We start from the raw sequence: 15,113 nt of genomic DNA on the forward strand, positions 1-15,113 counted from the left end.
TCGGCGCCACTCGTTGACCGGGATATGACTCAGGACACGCCGTACGACGCCGTGCAGGACGCCCTGCTGGCGCTGCTCTCCGAAGGCCGCGGTGGGGTGCTGGTCACCCTCAAGCGGGACGGCCGGCCCCAGCTGTCGAACGTCGCCCACGCCTACGACCCGGACGAGCGGGTCGTCCGCGTCTCGATCACCGACGACCGCGCCAAGACCCGCAATCTGCGCCGGGACCCGCGGGCCTCCTACCACGTCACCAGCCCGGACCGGTGGGCCTACACGGTCGCCGAGGGCACCGCGGACCTGTCACCGGTCGCCGCGGACCCGTACGACGAGACCGTCGAGGAACTGGTCCGCCTCTACCGGGACGTCCTCGGCGAGCACCCCGACTGGGACGACTACCGCGCCGCCATGGTCCGCGAGCGCCGCCTGGTGCTCCGCCTGCGGGTGGAACGGGCCTACGGCATTCCCAAGGGCGCCGCCGGCGGGTGAGACGCGCCCTGTCCGGGGGCGGCGCCCGTGCGGGTGCGGCTCTCGATCGCCCGCAGGACCGCCACCATGTCCTGTCCGCCGTGGCCGAGCGACACCGTCTCCTCGAACAGGGCGTGGCACACGTCGAGCAGCGGGGAGGCGGTGCCGGACGCGCGTGCCGCCCCGGCGATCAACCGGTTGTTCTTCAGCACGTCGAGGACGGCCGCCTGGACGTCGAAGTCCCCGGACAGCAGCTTGGGTGCCTTCATCCGGGAGATCGGGCTGGCCATCGGGCCCGCGTCCAGGACGTCGAGGAACAGCCGAGGGTCGAGCCCCTGCCGCTCGGCGAAGTGGAACGCCTCGGTGAGCCCGGTCACCAGCGTGATCAGGAAGAGGTTCACCGACAGTTTCGTCAGCAGCGCGGCCGGTACGGGGCCGCACACGAACGTCTCCCGGCACAGGGGAGCGAGCAGCGGCCGTACGGTCCGCACCGCTTGCTCCTCACCGGCCAGCATCGCCACCAGGTGGCCGTTCTCCGCCGGGACGCGGGAGCCGGAGACGGGCGCCTCGACATAGCTCCCGCCCGCAGCCCGTACGTCGGCCTCCAGGGCGCGTGAGCAGTCGGGCGAGGTGGTGCCCATGTGGACGACCACCCGCCCCGCGACACGCGCGGCGAAGTCCGGCCCGCCCCGGCCGAGGACGGCGTCGGTGGCGGCGTCGTCCGCCAGCATCAGGAGCACCACGTCCGACCGGGCGAACACCCCGCCGGGGTCCGCCGCCACCTCGGCGCCGGCCGCGCGCAGGGGGCCCGTACGGGAGGCCGTCCGGTTCCACACGGTGAGGGAAGTGCCGGAGCGGGCCAGCCGGAGGGCCATGGGCTGTCCCATGACTCCGAGACCGATGAAGCCGACGTTCACGAGGACCGCCCTGAGGTCGAGACCGTGCTATGACAGCGGTCATAGTAGCCGCGCTCATGACGGCGGTCATAGGGTGGGGCGCGAGATGCGTACGGAGCCGGGAGGCCGACGATGACGGGTACCGAGCGGGGACCGCGCGAGCGGATGGTCTTCAGCGCGGCCCAGCTCATCCGGCGCGATGGCGTGGACGCGACCGGGATGCGGGAGGTGGCCGCCCACGCGGAGGCGCCCCGCGGATCCCTCCAGCACTACTTCCCGGGCGGCAAGGAACAGCTGGTCAACGAGGCGGTGGCATGGGCCGGCCGGTACGCGGGCCGGCGCGTCGCCCGCTTCATGGCGGGCCTGGCCGAGCCGACGCCGGGCCGGCTGTTCGCCGCGATGGTCCGGCAGTGGACCGACGAGTACGAGACGGCGGGATCCCTCTCGGGCTGCCCGGTCGTCGCGGCGACGGTGGACTGCGCCTCGGCCCACGCGTCCACCCGGGAGGCGGCCGCCGCCGCGTTCACGGCCTGGCGGGCGCCGGTCGCGGAGGCCCTCACGGGCATGGGCGTACCGGCCGAGCGAGCCGAACCGCTGGCCACGCTGATGATCAGCTCCCTCGAAGGGGCGATCATCATGGCCCGCGCCGAAGGAGGCGTACGGCCCCTGGAAACCGTGGCCCGTGAACTGGGCCCCCTCCTGGACGCGGCCGCGCCCCACTGACCACCTCCCGCCGACCCGGACACACGCGGACACGGCACCCCCGATCCCACCCGTGCGACCGGGCGACGCGGCACCCCGCGCTTGCCCGTCCCACTGTCGGCACGTCCTCCGAGCGTGCCCGCTCGCCCGTTGGGCGGGCCTTGGACGCGCTCGTGCGCCCAGCGGCATGGCGCCCCGAGCGCGCTGGTGTTGCGCGGGCACCTCGGGCGTGCGCGCGGGCCCGTTGGGCGGGCGCCTCGGACGTACTTCTGCGCCTGGCGGCATGGCGCCCCGCGCACGCCCGTGAGCCTGTCGGCACGGGGCGCCCCGAGCCTGCCGGTGAGGTTGTCGGCGGGGTGTGCCGAGCGTGCTCGTGCGCCTGGAGGCGCGGCGCCCCGAGCGCGCCGGTGTCGGGCGGGCGCCCCGGGCGTGCTCGTGCGCCTGGCGACGCAGTGCTCCGAATGCGCCCGTGCGCCCGGCGGCGTGGTGCGCCGAATGCGCCCGTGTGTCTGGCGGTGCAGGGCCCGAGCGGGGTCCGCGTTGCGCGGCGCAGGGCGCGCGGTGCTCCGTGTGCCGACTCGTGCGGGGCGCAGAGCGCCCGGCGGCGGTCCGGGGAGTGTCAGTCCTTCTTCGTCTGTTCCTCGGTCGCCGCTTCCACCGCGTGGCCACCGAACTGGTTGCGCAGCGCCGCGACCATCTTCATCTGGGGGGAGTCCTCCTGCCGGGAGGCGAACCGCGCGAACAGGGCGGAGGTGATGGCCGGCATCGGCACGGCGTTGTCGATGGCGGCCTCCACCGTCCAGCGGCCCTCGCCGGAGTCCTCCGCGTAGCCGCGCAGCTTCTCCAGGTGCTCGTCGTCGTCCAGGGCGTCGACGGCGAGGTCCAGCAGCCAGGAGCGGATGACGGTGCCCTGTGTCCAGGAGCGGAACACCTCGCGCACGTCGGTGACCGAGTCGACCTTCTCCAGCAGCTCCCAGCCCTCGGCGTAGGCCTGCATCATCGCGTACTCGATGCCGTTGTGGACCATCTTCGCGAAGTGGCCCGCGCCCACCTTGCCCGCATGGACGAAGCCGTACGGGCCCTGGGGCTTGAGCGCGTCGAAGATCGGCTCCAGCCACCGGACGTGCTCCTCGTCGCCGCCGACCATCAGCGCGTAGCCGTTCTTCAGGCCCCACACGCCCCCGGAGACGCCCGCGTCGACGAAGCCGATGTCCCGCGCCCGCAACTGCTTGGCGTGCTTCTCGTCGTCCGTCCACCGGGAGTTGCCGCCGTCGACGACGATGTCGCCGGGTTTGAGCAGGGTCGCCAGCTGGTCGATGACCCCCTGGGTGGCGGCACCGGCGGGCACCATCACCCAGACCGTGCGCGGTGCCTCGAGCCGGTCCACGAGATCGACCAGGTTGTCCACGTCGGAGAGGTCCGGATCGCGGTCGTAGCCCACCACGGTGAGGCCGGCGTTGCGGAGGCGTTCCCGCATGTTGCCGCCCATCTTGCCGAGGCCGACGAGACCCAACTGCATCGATGCCATGTCAGCTCACTTCCTGGATGTCGGACATTCAGACGGTCTCCTTGGCGCTCTCGCCGCGCAGGGCGACGGCGTACATCTCGTCGGCGTCGAGGCGGCGCAGTTCCTCGGCGATGAGTTCGGAGAGGGGGCGGACCTTGAGCGCGAGGGTGCGCGGCGGCTGGCCCGGCAGGGTCAGCGTGGCCAGCGGGCCCTCGGGCCGGTCGATGACGACCTCGCCGTTGTCGGTGCCCAGACGTACAGCCGTGACCACCGGGCCGCCGGAGACCACGCGGTCCGCACGCACGTCCAGCCGGGCCTCCAGCCAGCGGGCCAGCAGCTCCGCGCTCGGGTTGTCCGCCTCCGCCTCCACCGCCGCCGAGATCACCCGCACCCGGGCCTGGTCCAGGGCCGCGGCCAGCATCGAGCGCCAGAGCGTGAGCCGGGTCCAGGCGAGGTCGGTGTCGCCGGGGGCGTAGTTGCGCGCGCGGGTCTGCAGGATCTCCAGCGGGCGCTCGAAGGCGTACAGGTCGGTGATCCTGCGCTGAGCCAGCCTGCCCAGCGGGTCCTTCGAGGGGTTCTCGGGCGCGTCCACCGGCCACCAGACGACGACCGGCGCGTCCGGCAGCAGCAGCGGCAGCACCACCGAGTCGGCGTGGTCGGACACGTCGCCGTAGGTGCGCAGCACCACCGTCTCGCCCGTGCCGGCCTCGGAGCCCACCCGCACCTCCGCGTCCAGCCGGGAGTGCGTGCGGTCCCGCAGCGTGCGTGCGTGCCGCTTGATGACGAGCAGGGTGCGCGAGGGATGCTCGCGCGAGGCCTCCTCGGCGGCCTTCAGCGAGTCGTAGGCGTTCTCCTCGTCCGTGACGATGACCATCGTCAGGACCATGCCCACGGCGGGTGTGCCGATGGCGCGGCGGCCCCGCACGAGCGCCTTGTTGATGTCTCCCGCGGTGGTGTCGGTCAGGTCGATCTTCATGGCCTGCGCCAGCTCCGTCCGTCTCGTGCGAGCATCTCGTCGGCTTCCGGCGGACCCCACGTGCCCGCCGGGTACTGCGCCGGCCTGCCGTGGTCGTCCCAGTACGCCTCCACCGGGTCGAGGATCTTCCAGGACTCTTCCACTTCCTGGTGGCGGGGGAACAGGTTCGCGTCGCCGAGCAGTACGTCAAGGATGAGGCGTTCGTACGCCTCCGGGCTGGACTCCGTGAAGGACTCGCCGTAGGCGAAGTCCATTGTCACGTCCCGGATCTCCATGGAGGTGCCCGGCACCTTCGAGCCGAACCGGACCGTCATGCCCTCGTCCGGCTGGACGCGGATCACGATCGCGTTCTCGCCCAGTTCCTCGGTGGCGGTGGAGTCGAAGGGGGAGTGCGGGGCCCGCTGGAAGACCACCGCGATCTCGGTGACCCGGCGGCCCAGGCGCTTGCCGGTGCGCAGGTAGAACGGGACACCGGCCCAGCGCCGGTTGTCGATCTCCAGGCGCAGCGCCGCGTAGGTGTCGGTCTTCGACCGCGCGTCGATGCCCTCCTCCTGGAGGTAGCCGACGACCTGCCTGCCGCCCTGCCAGCCCGTGGCGTACTGGGCGCGCACGGTGTGGGCGCCCAGGTCCTCGGGCAGCAGCACCGACTTCAGCACCTTCAGCTTCTCCGTGAGCAGCGCCTCGGCGTCGAAGGCGATGGGTTCCTCCATCGCGGTGAGCGCCATCAGCTGCAGCAGGTGGTTCTGGAGCACGTCGCGGGCGGCGCCGATGCCGTCGTAGTAGCCGGCCCGGCCGCCGATGCCGATGTCCTCGGCCATGGTGATCTGCACATGATCGACGTAGTGGCGGTTCCAGACCGGCTCGTACATCTGGTTGGCGAAACGCAGGGCCAGGATGTTCTGGACGGTCTCCTTGCCCAGGTAGTGGTCGATGCGGAAGACCTGCTCCGGGTCGAACACCTCGTGCACGATCCGGTTCAGCTCCCGGGCGCTGGCCAGGTCGTGACCGAACGGCTTTTCGATGACCGCCCGCCGCCAGGAGCCCCGAGGGCCCTCCGCCAGGCCGTGCTTCTTCAGCTGCTGCACGACCTTGGGGAAGAACCTCGGCGGTACGGAGAGGTAGAAGGCGAAGTTGCCGCTCGTGCCGCGCGAGGAGTCCAGGTCCTCCACCGCCGCCCGCAGGTGCTTGAACGCCGTGTCGTCGTCGAAGTCGCCGGGGACGAACCGCATGCCCTCGGAGAGCTGCTGCCAGACCTCCTCGCGGAACGGCGTACGCGAGTGTTCCCGCACCGCGTCGTGCACCACCTGCGCGAAGTCCTGGTCCTCCCAGTCCCGCCGGGCGAAGCCGACCAGGGAGAAGCCCGGGGGCAGCAGCCCGCGGTTGGCCAGGTCGTACACGGCGGGCATCAGTTTCTTGCGGGACAGGTCCCCGGTGACGCCGAAGATCACGAGTCCGGACGGCCCCGCGATGCGCGGCAGCCGCCGGTCCCGGGGATCACGCAGCGGATTCACCCAATCGGCGGCCGCCGCCACCGGCACCCGGGCATCGGCACCCGCGTCCGGTGCCTGGTTCTCCTTGGTGCGGGAGGCCGCGGTCCCGGTGGGGGCCTTGCGGTCGGGCGGTGCGGACCGCGACTCCGGCGCCTGGGCGCGGGTGGCCGCCGGGGCCCGCCCGTCCGTGGGGCCGGGGTCGGGGCCGGGGTCGGGGCCGGGGCTCGGGGCCGTGGGCTTCGTGGCCGCGGTCGGCGCCCGGCCGCGGGCGGCCGCGGTGGCCGGTGGTCCGGTATCGGCCGCCGGGGAGGCCTGCGCCGCCGCCTCGGTGGGCTTCTTGCTCATTCCGCGTCAACTCCCTTGGTGTCGAGGGACCTGGCCGCCGCGCCCGGCAGGCCGCCTTGCGGCGTGGCCTCCGGTGTGGTGATCACCGTGCCGGGTGCGGCCGGCTCGTCCGTCCACAGGGTGTCCTCGTAATACAGGGTGTCCTCGTACGGCGGATCCTTCACCTCGATCGGCGGAACCGCCAGGGTGGAGGCGCCCGCGCCGGACAGGTACCCCGGGGTTGCCGCGGTCACGGCTGCTTCGGTCACAGTGAGCGTCTTCCATGCCGCGTTCGGATCATGCACGCGACGGGCGACGGGCGACGGGCGACGGGCGACGCCGGCGGCACGGCAGCGGCCGCGACACGGGTCACGACACGGCACCGGGGCCCCACGCGCGCGCGTGGGGCCCCGGTGCCCGGAGGGAGGTGCGTGCCGGTCAGTGACCGAAGTCGAACCAGTTGACGTTCACGAAGTCCGCCGGCTGGCCGCTGCTGAAGGTGAGGTACACGTCGTGGGTGCCGGTCACCGGGCTGATGTTCGCCGGGACCGTCCTCCAGGACTGCCAGCCTCCCGTGTTGGCCAGCGCGAAGCTGCCGATGGGGGCGTTGCCGCGGCTGTCCAGGCGTACCTCGACCAGTCCGCTGACCCCGTTCGCCGCGCCGCTGGCGACCCGCGCGTAGAACTGCCCGGCCGCGGTGGAGCCGAACTTCACGCCCTTGTAGAGGGCCCAGTCGCCGTTTGCTATGGAGCCGATGTTCTGGCCGCCGCCGGTGTCGGTGGTCGACTCGGTGACGACGCCGCTCTGGCTGTCGTAGGACTCGGCCTGGATGGGGCTGTAGGCGTCCCGGTTGCCGGACGGGGGAGGCGTGGTACCGCTCCCACCGCCGGAGGACTGGAGCACCTGCACGTAGTCCACGGTCATGGGGTGGCCGGGCTCGGTGCCGCCGTCCGGGCCGCCGCCGAACGCGCCGGGGAAGCCGCCGCCCATCGCCACGTTCAGGATGACGAAGTAACCGTGGTTGGTGGCGTTGGCCCAGGTCGTCGCGTCCACCTGGTTGGCCCGCACGGTGTGGAAGTTGACGTCGTCGAGGTAGAAGCGGATCTCCTCGGGGCTGGTCGACCTGTCCCACTCCATCGCGTAGGTGTGGAAGCCGGCCTGGCAGGTGGTGCCCGTGCACGACGTCGAACCGCCGATGCCCGTCGTCTCCTTGCACGGCCCGTCCGGGTTGGTGCCGCAGTGCATCGTCGCCCAGTTGGTGTTGAGGCCCTGGACGTTCTCCATGATGTCCAGCTCGCCGACCCCGGGCCAGTTCCAGTAGTTGCCGCGGAAGGGCGCGCCCAGCATCCAGAAGGCGGGCCAGTACCCCTTGGCGGCGGCGCCGGTGACGTTGGGCATCTGGACCCGGGCCTGAACGCGCAGCTTGCCGCCGGACGGGGGCTGGAAGTCGGTGCGCTTGGTCTCGATACGGCCCGAGGTCCAGTTGCCGGATGCGTCCCGGCGCGGGGTGATGAGCAGGTTGCCGTTGCCGTCCAGAGCGACGTTGCTGGTGCTGGAGGTCATCGTCTCGACCTCGCCGGTACCCCAGTTGGCGGCGCCGCCGGGGTAGGAAGTGCCGGTGTCGTACTGCCAGTTGGAAGTGTTGACACCGGTACCGGCCGGTCCGTCGAACTCGTCGAGGAAGACCTGTGTCCAGCCCGACGGGGGTGTGGGGGCGGAGGCGTCCGCGGGCAGTGTCCCGGCGGTGGCGGCGGCCGCCGCCAGGCCGAGCGTGCCGAGGACGGCGACGAGCGCGCGCCGCAGGGAACGTCTGCGACGCGTAACGGCGGGTGCGACGAGGGGTTCACTCATGGGGGGTGCCTCTCGGGTACGGAGTGGGGGTGCTCGGATGCCTTGCTCGAACACGTACGGGGAGGTCTTGAGAGCGCTCTCAATCGTGTTTGCGCGGCCAATGTGCCCCCGGGCTCCGCCACCGTCAAGAGTTAAAACAAAGAAAGTCCTTGCGCGGAACGGGAGTTCAAGGCTTCACCACAACAGAAGGGACGTCCGACGTGCCCCTGGCCCGTGTCACCGGGCCCCGGCGCGGGGGTGGACGTGGACGTAGGGTGCAGGCGTGAGGCTGACGATTCTGGGCGGCGGCGGATTCCGCGTGCCGCTGGTGTACGGGGCACTGCTCGCCGACCGTGCCGAGGGACGGGTCACCGAGGTCGTCCTGCACGACCTGGACGGCGGACGGCTGTCCGCGGTCACCAGGGTGCTGACCGAACAGGCCGCCGGGGCACCGGACGCGCCGGTGGTGCGGGCCACCACCGATCTGGACGAGGCCCTGCGCGGCGCCGACTTCGTGTTCTCCGCCATCCGCGTCGGCGGCCTGGAGGGGCGCGCGGACGACGAGCGGGTGGCGCTCGCCGAGGGCGTGCTCGGCCAGGAGACGGTGGGCGCGGGCGGCATCGCCTACGGACTGCGCACGGTACCCGTCGCAGTGGAGATCGCGCGGCGGGTGGCCCGGCTGGCACCCGACGCCTGGCTCATCAACTTCACCAACCCGGCCGGACTGGTCACCGAGGCCATGTCCCGCCACCTCGGCGACCGGGTGATCGGCATCTGCGACTCGCCGGTCGGCCTCGGCCGGCGCATCGCCCGTGTGCTGGGCGCGGACCCGGGACGGGCGTGGATCGACTACGCCGGCCTCAACCACCTCGGCTGGGTGCGCGGACTGCGCGTGGCCGGCCGCGACGAACTCCCGCGCCTGCTCGCCGACCCCGAACTGCTCGGCTCCTTCGAGGAGGGCAGGCTCTTCGGCGCCGAATGGCTCCGGTCGCTGGGTGCGATCCCCAACGAGTACCTGCACTACTACTACTTCGACCGCGAGGCCGTACAGGCCCACCAGGGATCCGGGAAGACCCGCGGCGCCTTCCTGCGCGACCAGCAGGCCCGGTTCTACGAGGAGTTGCGGGATCCGCAGGCCGCCGCCCTCCCGGCCTGGAACCGCACCCGCGCCGAGCGCGAGGCCACCTACATGGCGGAGAACCGCGAGGCGGCGGGGGCGGGGGAGCGGGAGGACGACGACCTCTCCGGCGGCTACGAGAAGGTCGCCCTCGCCCTGATGCGGGCCATCGCCCGCGACGAGCGCACCACGCTGATCCTCAACGTCCGCAACCGGGGGACCCTTTCGGTGCTGGATGACGATGCCGTGGTCGAGGTGCCCTGCCTGGTCGACGCGAACGGCGCCCACCCGGTCTCGGTCGACCCGCTGCCCGGGCACGCGACCGGGCTGGTCTGCGCGGTCAAGGCGGTCGAGCGCGAGGTGCTCGCCGCGGCGGGGTCGGGCTCCCGTGCGACGGCCGTGAAGGCCTTCGCGCTGCACCCGCTGGTCGACTCCGTGAACGTCGCCCGCCGGCTCGTCGACGGCTACCTCGCCGTCCATCCCGGCCTGGCGTATCTCAGGTAGACCGCCGGGCCGGTCGGTCGCTCCCCCGTACGGCGACCGACCGCCCCGTCCCCCGTTTCCCCCGTGGTCCCCCGTCCACGTCCCCCGTCTTCCCCGTTCCCCCACCCTTGAGAGTCGCTGGTCCGGGCCCTGATACACCCCCGGCGGAAAAAAATCCGGAAGAAGTTGCGGACGAAGTCCCGGAAGGGGTCCCGGAAGAAGCCCGGGAAGGGCGTTCCCCCAGGTCCGGGGACCCGGGGGAACGCCAACGGCACACGGTGCGCGGCGGGTTGCGGGCTCAGCCGGTGAAGCCCGCCGTGATCGAGGTGAACTGCCAGTTGTTCTGGCTGATGCCGGAGCAGTTCTCCGCCACGCCGCCGCCCGGGCACGGCCGGTCGCGGTTGACCGACCAGAAGGCGAGCCGGGCGATGTGGTGGCCGTTGGCCCAGTCGCGTACCTGGGTCCAGATCGCCGGGGTCGTGTTCTCCTGCTGGTCGGACAGTCCGTTCATGCCGGAGATGCCGATGTGGGAGTAGGCGGTGGCGTCGTCCCAGCCGAAGGTCGACTTCAGCTTGGCCTTCAGGCCCTCGGCCGCGTTCACGGTGTTGCCGTACATGTCCGCGCCGCCGCCGAAGTCGAACGGCATGATGGTGAAGACGTCGATGTCCGCGTTCAGCGACTTGGCCTGCTCGATGAGCCGGTTGCCGTAGTAGGTCGGGCCGGTCGTCGAGGTGCCGAAGGTCACGATCGTCTTCAGACCGGGGTTGTTGGCCTTGACGGTCTTCAGCGCCGTGAGGATCTTCGCCTGCACGGCCTCGTTCTCGAACTCGTCCGAGTTCTCGACGTCCATGTCGACCGCCTTCAGGCCGTAGGCGTCGATCACCTTCTGGATCGCGCCCGCGAGCGCGCTCGCGGAGGAGCAGTTGGCCCCGAGCTTGCTGCCGCTCCAGCCGCCGAACGACGGGACGATGTCACCGCCCGCCGAGCGGATCTGGTTGATGGCGGTCTGGTCGGCGCCGCCGGTCAGCGGTCGCTGGCCGTCCCAGGACGGGGTGCAGCCGCCCGAGTCGAGCACGAACGCCATCGTGAACCACTTGATGCCGGTCGCGCTCATCACCGAGGTCGGGCTCGGCGGGCTGCCCCAGCCCTCGTACAGGTACGGAGCCGCCTGCTTGAAGCCGCCACCGCCGCCACTGCCCGCGTCGGTGGTGACCGTCACGGAGTTGGAGGCGCCGGAGACGTTCCCGGCGGCGTCGCGCGCCCTGACCGTGAAGGTGTAGGAGGTGCTCGGCGACAGGCCGCTCACCGTGGCGGACGTACCGGAGACGCTCAGCACCTGGCTGGAGCCGCTGTAGACGTCGTACGCCGTGACGCCCACGTTGTCCGTGGCGGCGTTCCACTTCAGCGACACGCTGGAGGACGTCTTGCCGGTGGAGGTCAGGCTCGTCGGCGCGGTCGGCGCCTGGGTGTCGCCGCCGCCACCGCCGCCGGGGCCGTCCAGGCTGATGTCGTCGGCGTAGTAGGTGCCCTGCGCGTACCAGCCGTGGACGTAGACGGTCGCGCTGGTCTGGGTGGCGCCGGTGGTGAAGGAGACCGTCAGCTGGCCGTACGCCGACGGGGACGACGTCCAGGTCGAGGGGCCGCCGTCGACGCCGAGGTAGACGTAGGAGCCGCGTACCCAGCCGCTCAGCTTGTACGTCGTGTTCGGCTGGACCGGGACGGACTGGCTGCACTGGGCGTTGTCGCTCGACGTCACCGCGCCGGCGAGGGCCTTGGAGCCGCCGTGCACGGGGGAGGAGACCACCGAACCGAGGTTGCCGGTGCAGGTCCAGGGGGAGAGGCCGCCCGACTCGAAGCCGGGGTTGTTCAGGATGTTGGCCGCGTGGGCCGTGCCCGGCAGGGCGATGGCTCCGGCGAGAGCCAGGGCCGCGGAGCCGAGCAGGGCGAGGAGCCGACGTCCGGGACGTCTCAGTGTGTCGCGCACGCTATCTCCCTGAAGATATGGGGGTGTTCGGGAGGCACAGAGGTGCAGAGAGGTGCAGGCGGGCTGTGCAGGAGGTGCGCAACCAAGTTGGTATGGACCAATCCGGGTGTCAAGACATGACACCGTGATTGCTCCATACCGATCCCGGACGGGCCGCTACGCCGGGGCCCCGGTGCGGGCCACGGCCGCCTGTGCGGGCATCTCGCTCCGTGGCCGGACCATCGCCTCCGGCCGCAGCGGACGCGGCCCCGACACCACGGTGTAGTCCTGCCCGAGGAACGGCGGCGCCACCACGCCCGGATCCTCGCCCAGCGCCAACTGCACGGCGGCCCAAGGGGCGTTGACCCCGCACTGCGCGAGCTGGTGCAGTCCGCCCGCCGGACGCGGGTTCACGTCCAGCAGCACCGGGCGGTCGCCGTACATCCGGAACTGGATGTTGGACAGATAGTGCAGCCCGAAGCCCTCCGCGATCCGCCGGGCGGGCTCCAGCCACTGCTCGTGCAGCGTGAAGCCGCGGCGGCGGCCGTTCTTGGTGCGCCCCACGGCCAGCCGGATCCGGTTGTCCGGCCCGGTCAGGCAGTCGACCGACACCTCCGGCTGCTCCAGCCGGGGCATCACCAGCCAGTCCACCGGACCGTCCGCCTGCTCCAGGGCCCGCAGGACCAGGTCCAGCGGGACGTGCGGGCCGGGGAAGCCGCTCAGCTGCCTGAGCGAGAAGGGCGCGCGTGTGATGACGCGGAAGCCGACGCCGCCCGCACCGGCCGCGGGCTTGAAGCACGCCAGATGCCCGGACTCCTCCAATTCCGTTACGGCGGCCACGAGTTCGCAGGCGCTGCGGACCCGCCACCACGGCGGCACCGGTACGCCGATCGACCGGGCCGCCTCGTACGCCGTCGCCTTGTCCGCGAAGACGGCCACCGCCTCCGGGGTCGGCGCGAGCAGCGCGGTGCCCGCGGCCGCGAAGTCGGCGCGGTGCGCCACGATCGCGGCCTGGTTCAGCCGCGGCACGAACACGTCGATGCCGCGCCGTGCGCACTGGTCCAGCGCGTACTCGACGTAGGCGGCGGGGGACAGGCCCTCCGGTTCGAGCTCGGCGGTGTCGGCGGCGGCCAGCACGGGCGAGTCGGCGTCGCCGTGCGTGGCGTGGATCTCGACGGTCCGGTCGCCGGGATTCCTCCGCAGCTGATCCATGAAGAAGACGTTCTCCGCGTACGTGCGGTTGAGCCAGACGCGTACGCGGGGGACCATGCGGGCCGCCTTTCGGAGGGTCGCGGGCAGGGCGAAGCGGGCCGAGCCCGGCCAGAGGGGAAGGAGGGACACCAAGCCGCCCTGCATGAAAGGGAGTTGAGGCGGCGGTGTTGGGGTGATCATACGACTTCCGCAGACCGGGTCGTGCCACCCGGAGACAGGGCCCTGCCCGCCGCGGTTCCGCCTTCGCGACCGGCGCGGGCCGCGCTTGTCTCCGTGCCGCCGGATGTGCTCTTGTGGTGCCCATCATGTGGACGACAGGGGGCGAGAGGTGACGGGAAAGGCCGGTGGGACCGGGCGGCTGCTCGCCATCAGCGACCTGCACATCGGCTACAGCGAGAACCGCGCCCTGGTCGAGCGGTTGGCCCCGGAACGCGACGACGACTGGCTGCTCGTGGCCGGCGACGTCGCGGAGACCGTCGCCGACATCCGCTGGGCCCTGAAGACACTGGCGGGCCGGTTCCGCAAGGTCGTCTGGGTCCCCGGGAACCACGAGCTGTGGACCCATCCGCGTGACACCGTCACCCTGCGGGGCGTCGACCGCTACGAGCACCTGGTCGAGCTGTGCCGCGAACTGGGAGTGACGACGCCCGAGGACCCCTACCCGGTCTGGGACGGGCCGGGCGGCCCGGTGGCCGTGGCACCGCTGTTCCTGCTCTACGACTACTCCTTCCTGCCGGCCGGCTGCGCGACCAAGGACGAGGGACTGGCCTACGCGCACGGCACCGGCGTGGTCTGCTCGGACGAGTTCCTGCTGCACCCGGACCCGTATCCGAGCCGCGAGGCCTGGTGCGCGGCCCGGGTCGCCGAGACCGAACGCAGGCTCGCCGCACTCCCCGGCGACCTCCCGACCGTGCTCGTCAACCACTACCCGCTCCACCGGCACCCCACGGACGTCCTGTGGTACCCGGAGTTCGCCATGTGGTGCGGCACCCGGCGCACCGCCGACTGGCACCGCAGATTCCGCGCGGCCGCCGTGGTCTACGGCCATCTCCACATCCCGCGGACCACCCACCACGAGGGCGTCCGCTTCGAGGAGGTGTCGGTCGGATACCCCCGAGAGTGGCGCAAGCGCAAGGAGCCTCCGGGCAGGCTGCGCCCCATTCTTCCCCTGGAGGTCGGAACCCGGTGATCGAGGAGTTGCTTCCGGACTCGGTGGTGGCCGTGGAGGCGTACGCCGACGACGAGACCGACCTGGCCCGGCTCCACCCCGAGGAGCAGGCGGTGGTGGCGCGGGCGGTCGGCAAGCGCCGGCGCGAGTTCGCCGGCGTGCGCGCCTGCGCCCGCATGGCCATGGAGAAGCTCGGCGTGCAGCCGCGGCCCGTGCTGCCCGGTGAGCGGGGTGCTCCGCGCTGGCCGGAAGGGCTGGCGGGCAGCATGACCCACTGCGAGGGCTACCGCGCCGCCGCTCTGGTCCGCGCCACCGACCTGGCCTCCCTCGGCATCGACGCCGAACCGCACGCCCCGCTCCCCGAGGGCGTGCTGTCCACCATCGCCCTGCCCGCCGAGGAGCGACGCCTGACGCGGTTGGCCGCGCTCCACCCCGGCGTGCACTGGGACCGGCTGCTGTTCAGCGCGAAGGAGTCCGTCTACAAGGCGTGGTTCCCGCTCACCGGCAAGTGGCTGGACTTCGAGGAGGCGGACGTCGAGGTGAGCACCGCCGCGGGGCCGGTGCCGCACGGCGGCTTCAGTGCCCGGCTCCTCGTCCCGGGCCCCCTGGTCGACGGACGGCGCCTCGGTCACTTCGAGGGACGCTGGACCGTGGGCCGGGGCCTGGTGGTCACCGCGGTGACGGTTCCGCGCGCCTGACGGGTCACGGCCTCGGGCACCAGCTCTCCAGAAGCCGGAAGAACGCCTCCTCGTTGCCCGTCAGGCCCGCCCGGGCCAGCGCCTGTTCCGCCTCGGCGAGCACGGAGGGCGGGACCACCGGTGGGCGGGCGCCGCCCGGAGGTTCGTCGAAGGCGGCGCGTACCGTGTGGAGGAGCCTGAGATAGGCCTGGACGGCGGTGCGTTCGTGGTTGGTCAGTACGGCGGTGGGCATGGATCGCTCTCCCCGGTTTCGGTGTCACACGGTCGCGCGTCCGGTCGCCC

Annotated in this window: 14 protein-coding genes; 5 read left to right on the top strand and 9 right to left on the bottom strand. The window is 72.2% G+C overall.

Going from position 1 to position 15,113, the window contains the following annotated elements:
- The first annotated feature begins 24 nt into the window (after positions 1 to 24).
- Positions 25 to 486: a PPOX class F420-dependent oxidoreductase gene (locus ACWC91_RS19685; RefSeq protein ID WP_281156976.1), complete on the top strand. Its 462-nt coding sequence runs from the start codon at positions 25 to 27 to the stop codon at positions 484 to 486.
- Here ACWC91_RS19685 and ACWC91_RS19690 read toward each other — a convergent pair.
- The gene (locus tag ACWC91_RS19690) at positions 453 to 1,382 is read right to left on the bottom strand and encodes an NAD(P)-dependent oxidoreductase (protein ID WP_450641503.1); all 930 of its coding nucleotides are present in this window, start codon (positions 1,380 to 1,382) and stop codon (positions 453 to 455) included. The two genes, ACWC91_RS19685 and ACWC91_RS19690, sit on opposite strands and share 34 nt — an antisense overlap.
- A 111-nt stretch (positions 1,383 to 1,493) precedes the next feature.
- Here ACWC91_RS19690 and ACWC91_RS19695 point away from each other — a divergent pair, with 111 nt between their 5' ends.
- Complete coding sequence (locus ACWC91_RS19695) at positions 1,494 to 2,084, top strand: TetR/AcrR family transcriptional regulator (RefSeq protein ID WP_450641505.1); 591 nt, start codon at positions 1,494 to 1,496, stop codon at positions 2,082 to 2,084.
- 598 nt (positions 2,085 to 2,682) lie between these two features.
- Here the strand turns inward: ACWC91_RS19695 and gnd are convergent.
- The 5 genes from gnd to ACWC91_RS19720 all read right to left on the bottom strand — a co-directional run bounded on the left by gnd (position 2,683) and on the right by ACWC91_RS19720 (position 8,211).
- Positions 2,683 to 3,582: a phosphogluconate dehydrogenase (NAD(+)-dependent, decarboxylating) gene (gene gnd / locus ACWC91_RS19700; RefSeq protein ID WP_225077914.1), complete on the bottom strand. Its 900-nt coding sequence runs from the start codon at positions 3,580 to 3,582 to the stop codon at positions 2,683 to 2,685.
- A gap of 37 nt (positions 3,583 to 3,619) precedes the next feature.
- Positions 3,620 to 4,546: a glucose-6-phosphate dehydrogenase assembly protein OpcA gene (opcA, locus tag ACWC91_RS19705; protein WP_225077811.1), complete on the bottom strand. Its 927-nt coding sequence runs from the start codon at positions 4,544 to 4,546 to the stop codon at positions 3,620 to 3,622.
- A complete protein-coding gene (gene zwf, locus ACWC91_RS19710) occupies positions 4,543 to 6,381 on the bottom strand; it encodes a glucose-6-phosphate dehydrogenase (RefSeq protein WP_450641508.1) in 1,839 nt (612 codons plus the stop codon). The genes opcA and zwf overlap by 4 nt, the downstream gene beginning before the upstream one ends.
- Complete coding sequence (locus tag ACWC91_RS19715) at positions 6,378 to 6,629, bottom strand: hypothetical protein (protein WP_281156295.1); 252 nt, start codon at positions 6,627 to 6,629, stop codon at positions 6,378 to 6,380. Before ACWC91_RS19715 ends, zwf begins: the two co-directional genes overlap by 4 nt.
- A gap of 169 nt (positions 6,630 to 6,798) precedes the next feature.
- The gene (locus ACWC91_RS19720) at positions 6,799 to 8,211 is read right to left on the bottom strand and encodes a glycoside hydrolase family 16 protein (protein ID WP_450725989.1); all 1,413 of its coding nucleotides are present in this window, start codon (positions 8,209 to 8,211) and stop codon (positions 6,799 to 6,801) included.
- 262 nt (positions 8,212 to 8,473) lie between these two features.
- Between ACWC91_RS19720 and ACWC91_RS19725 the strand changes: the two genes are divergently transcribed.
- Positions 8,474 to 9,811 (top strand): 6-phospho-beta-glucosidase, encoded by a 1,338-nt coding sequence (locus tag ACWC91_RS19725; RefSeq protein ID WP_225077807.1) that lies wholly within the window; start codon positions 8,474 to 8,476, stop codon positions 9,809 to 9,811.
- A gap of 277 nt (positions 9,812 to 10,088) precedes the next feature.
- Here ACWC91_RS19725 and ACWC91_RS19730 read toward each other — a convergent pair whose 3' ends face one another.
- Both ACWC91_RS19730 and ACWC91_RS19735 read right to left on the bottom strand, forming a co-directional pair.
- A complete protein-coding gene (locus ACWC91_RS19730; RefSeq protein ID WP_225077806.1) occupies positions 10,089 to 11,774 on the bottom strand; it encodes a carbohydrate binding domain-containing protein in 1,686 nt (561 codons plus the stop codon).
- Positions 11,775 to 11,930: 156 nt separating this feature from the next.
- The gene (locus ACWC91_RS19735) at positions 11,931 to 13,022 is read right to left on the bottom strand and encodes an ATP-grasp domain-containing protein (RefSeq protein ID WP_450640019.1); all 1,092 of its coding nucleotides are present in this window, start codon (positions 13,020 to 13,022) and stop codon (positions 11,931 to 11,933) included.
- 271 nt (positions 13,023 to 13,293) lie between these two features.
- Here ACWC91_RS19735 and ACWC91_RS19740 point away from each other — a divergent pair, with 271 nt between their 5' ends.
- Both ACWC91_RS19740 and ACWC91_RS19745 read left to right on the top strand, forming a co-directional pair.
- A complete protein-coding gene (locus tag ACWC91_RS19740; protein WP_450639956.1) occupies positions 13,294 to 14,154 on the top strand; it encodes a metallophosphoesterase family protein in 861 nt (286 codons plus the stop codon).
- On the top strand, positions 14,151 to 14,831 hold the full coding sequence (locus tag ACWC91_RS19745) for a 4'-phosphopantetheinyl transferase family protein (RefSeq protein ID WP_450639958.1): 681 nt from the start codon (positions 14,151 to 14,153) through the stop codon (positions 14,829 to 14,831). The genes ACWC91_RS19740 and ACWC91_RS19745 overlap by 4 nt, the downstream gene beginning before the upstream one ends.
- Before the next feature lie 4 nt (positions 14,832 to 14,835).
- On the opposite strand, the gene ACWC91_RS19750 is transcribed toward ACWC91_RS19745, so the two are convergent.
- Positions 14,836 to 15,063: a hypothetical protein gene (locus tag ACWC91_RS19750; protein WP_450639960.1), complete on the bottom strand. Its 228-nt coding sequence runs from the start codon at positions 15,061 to 15,063 to the stop codon at positions 14,836 to 14,838.
- Positions 15,064 to 15,113 lie beyond the last annotated feature (50 nt).

It is taken from the genome of Streptomyces sp. NPDC001204, from assembly GCF_053598035.1.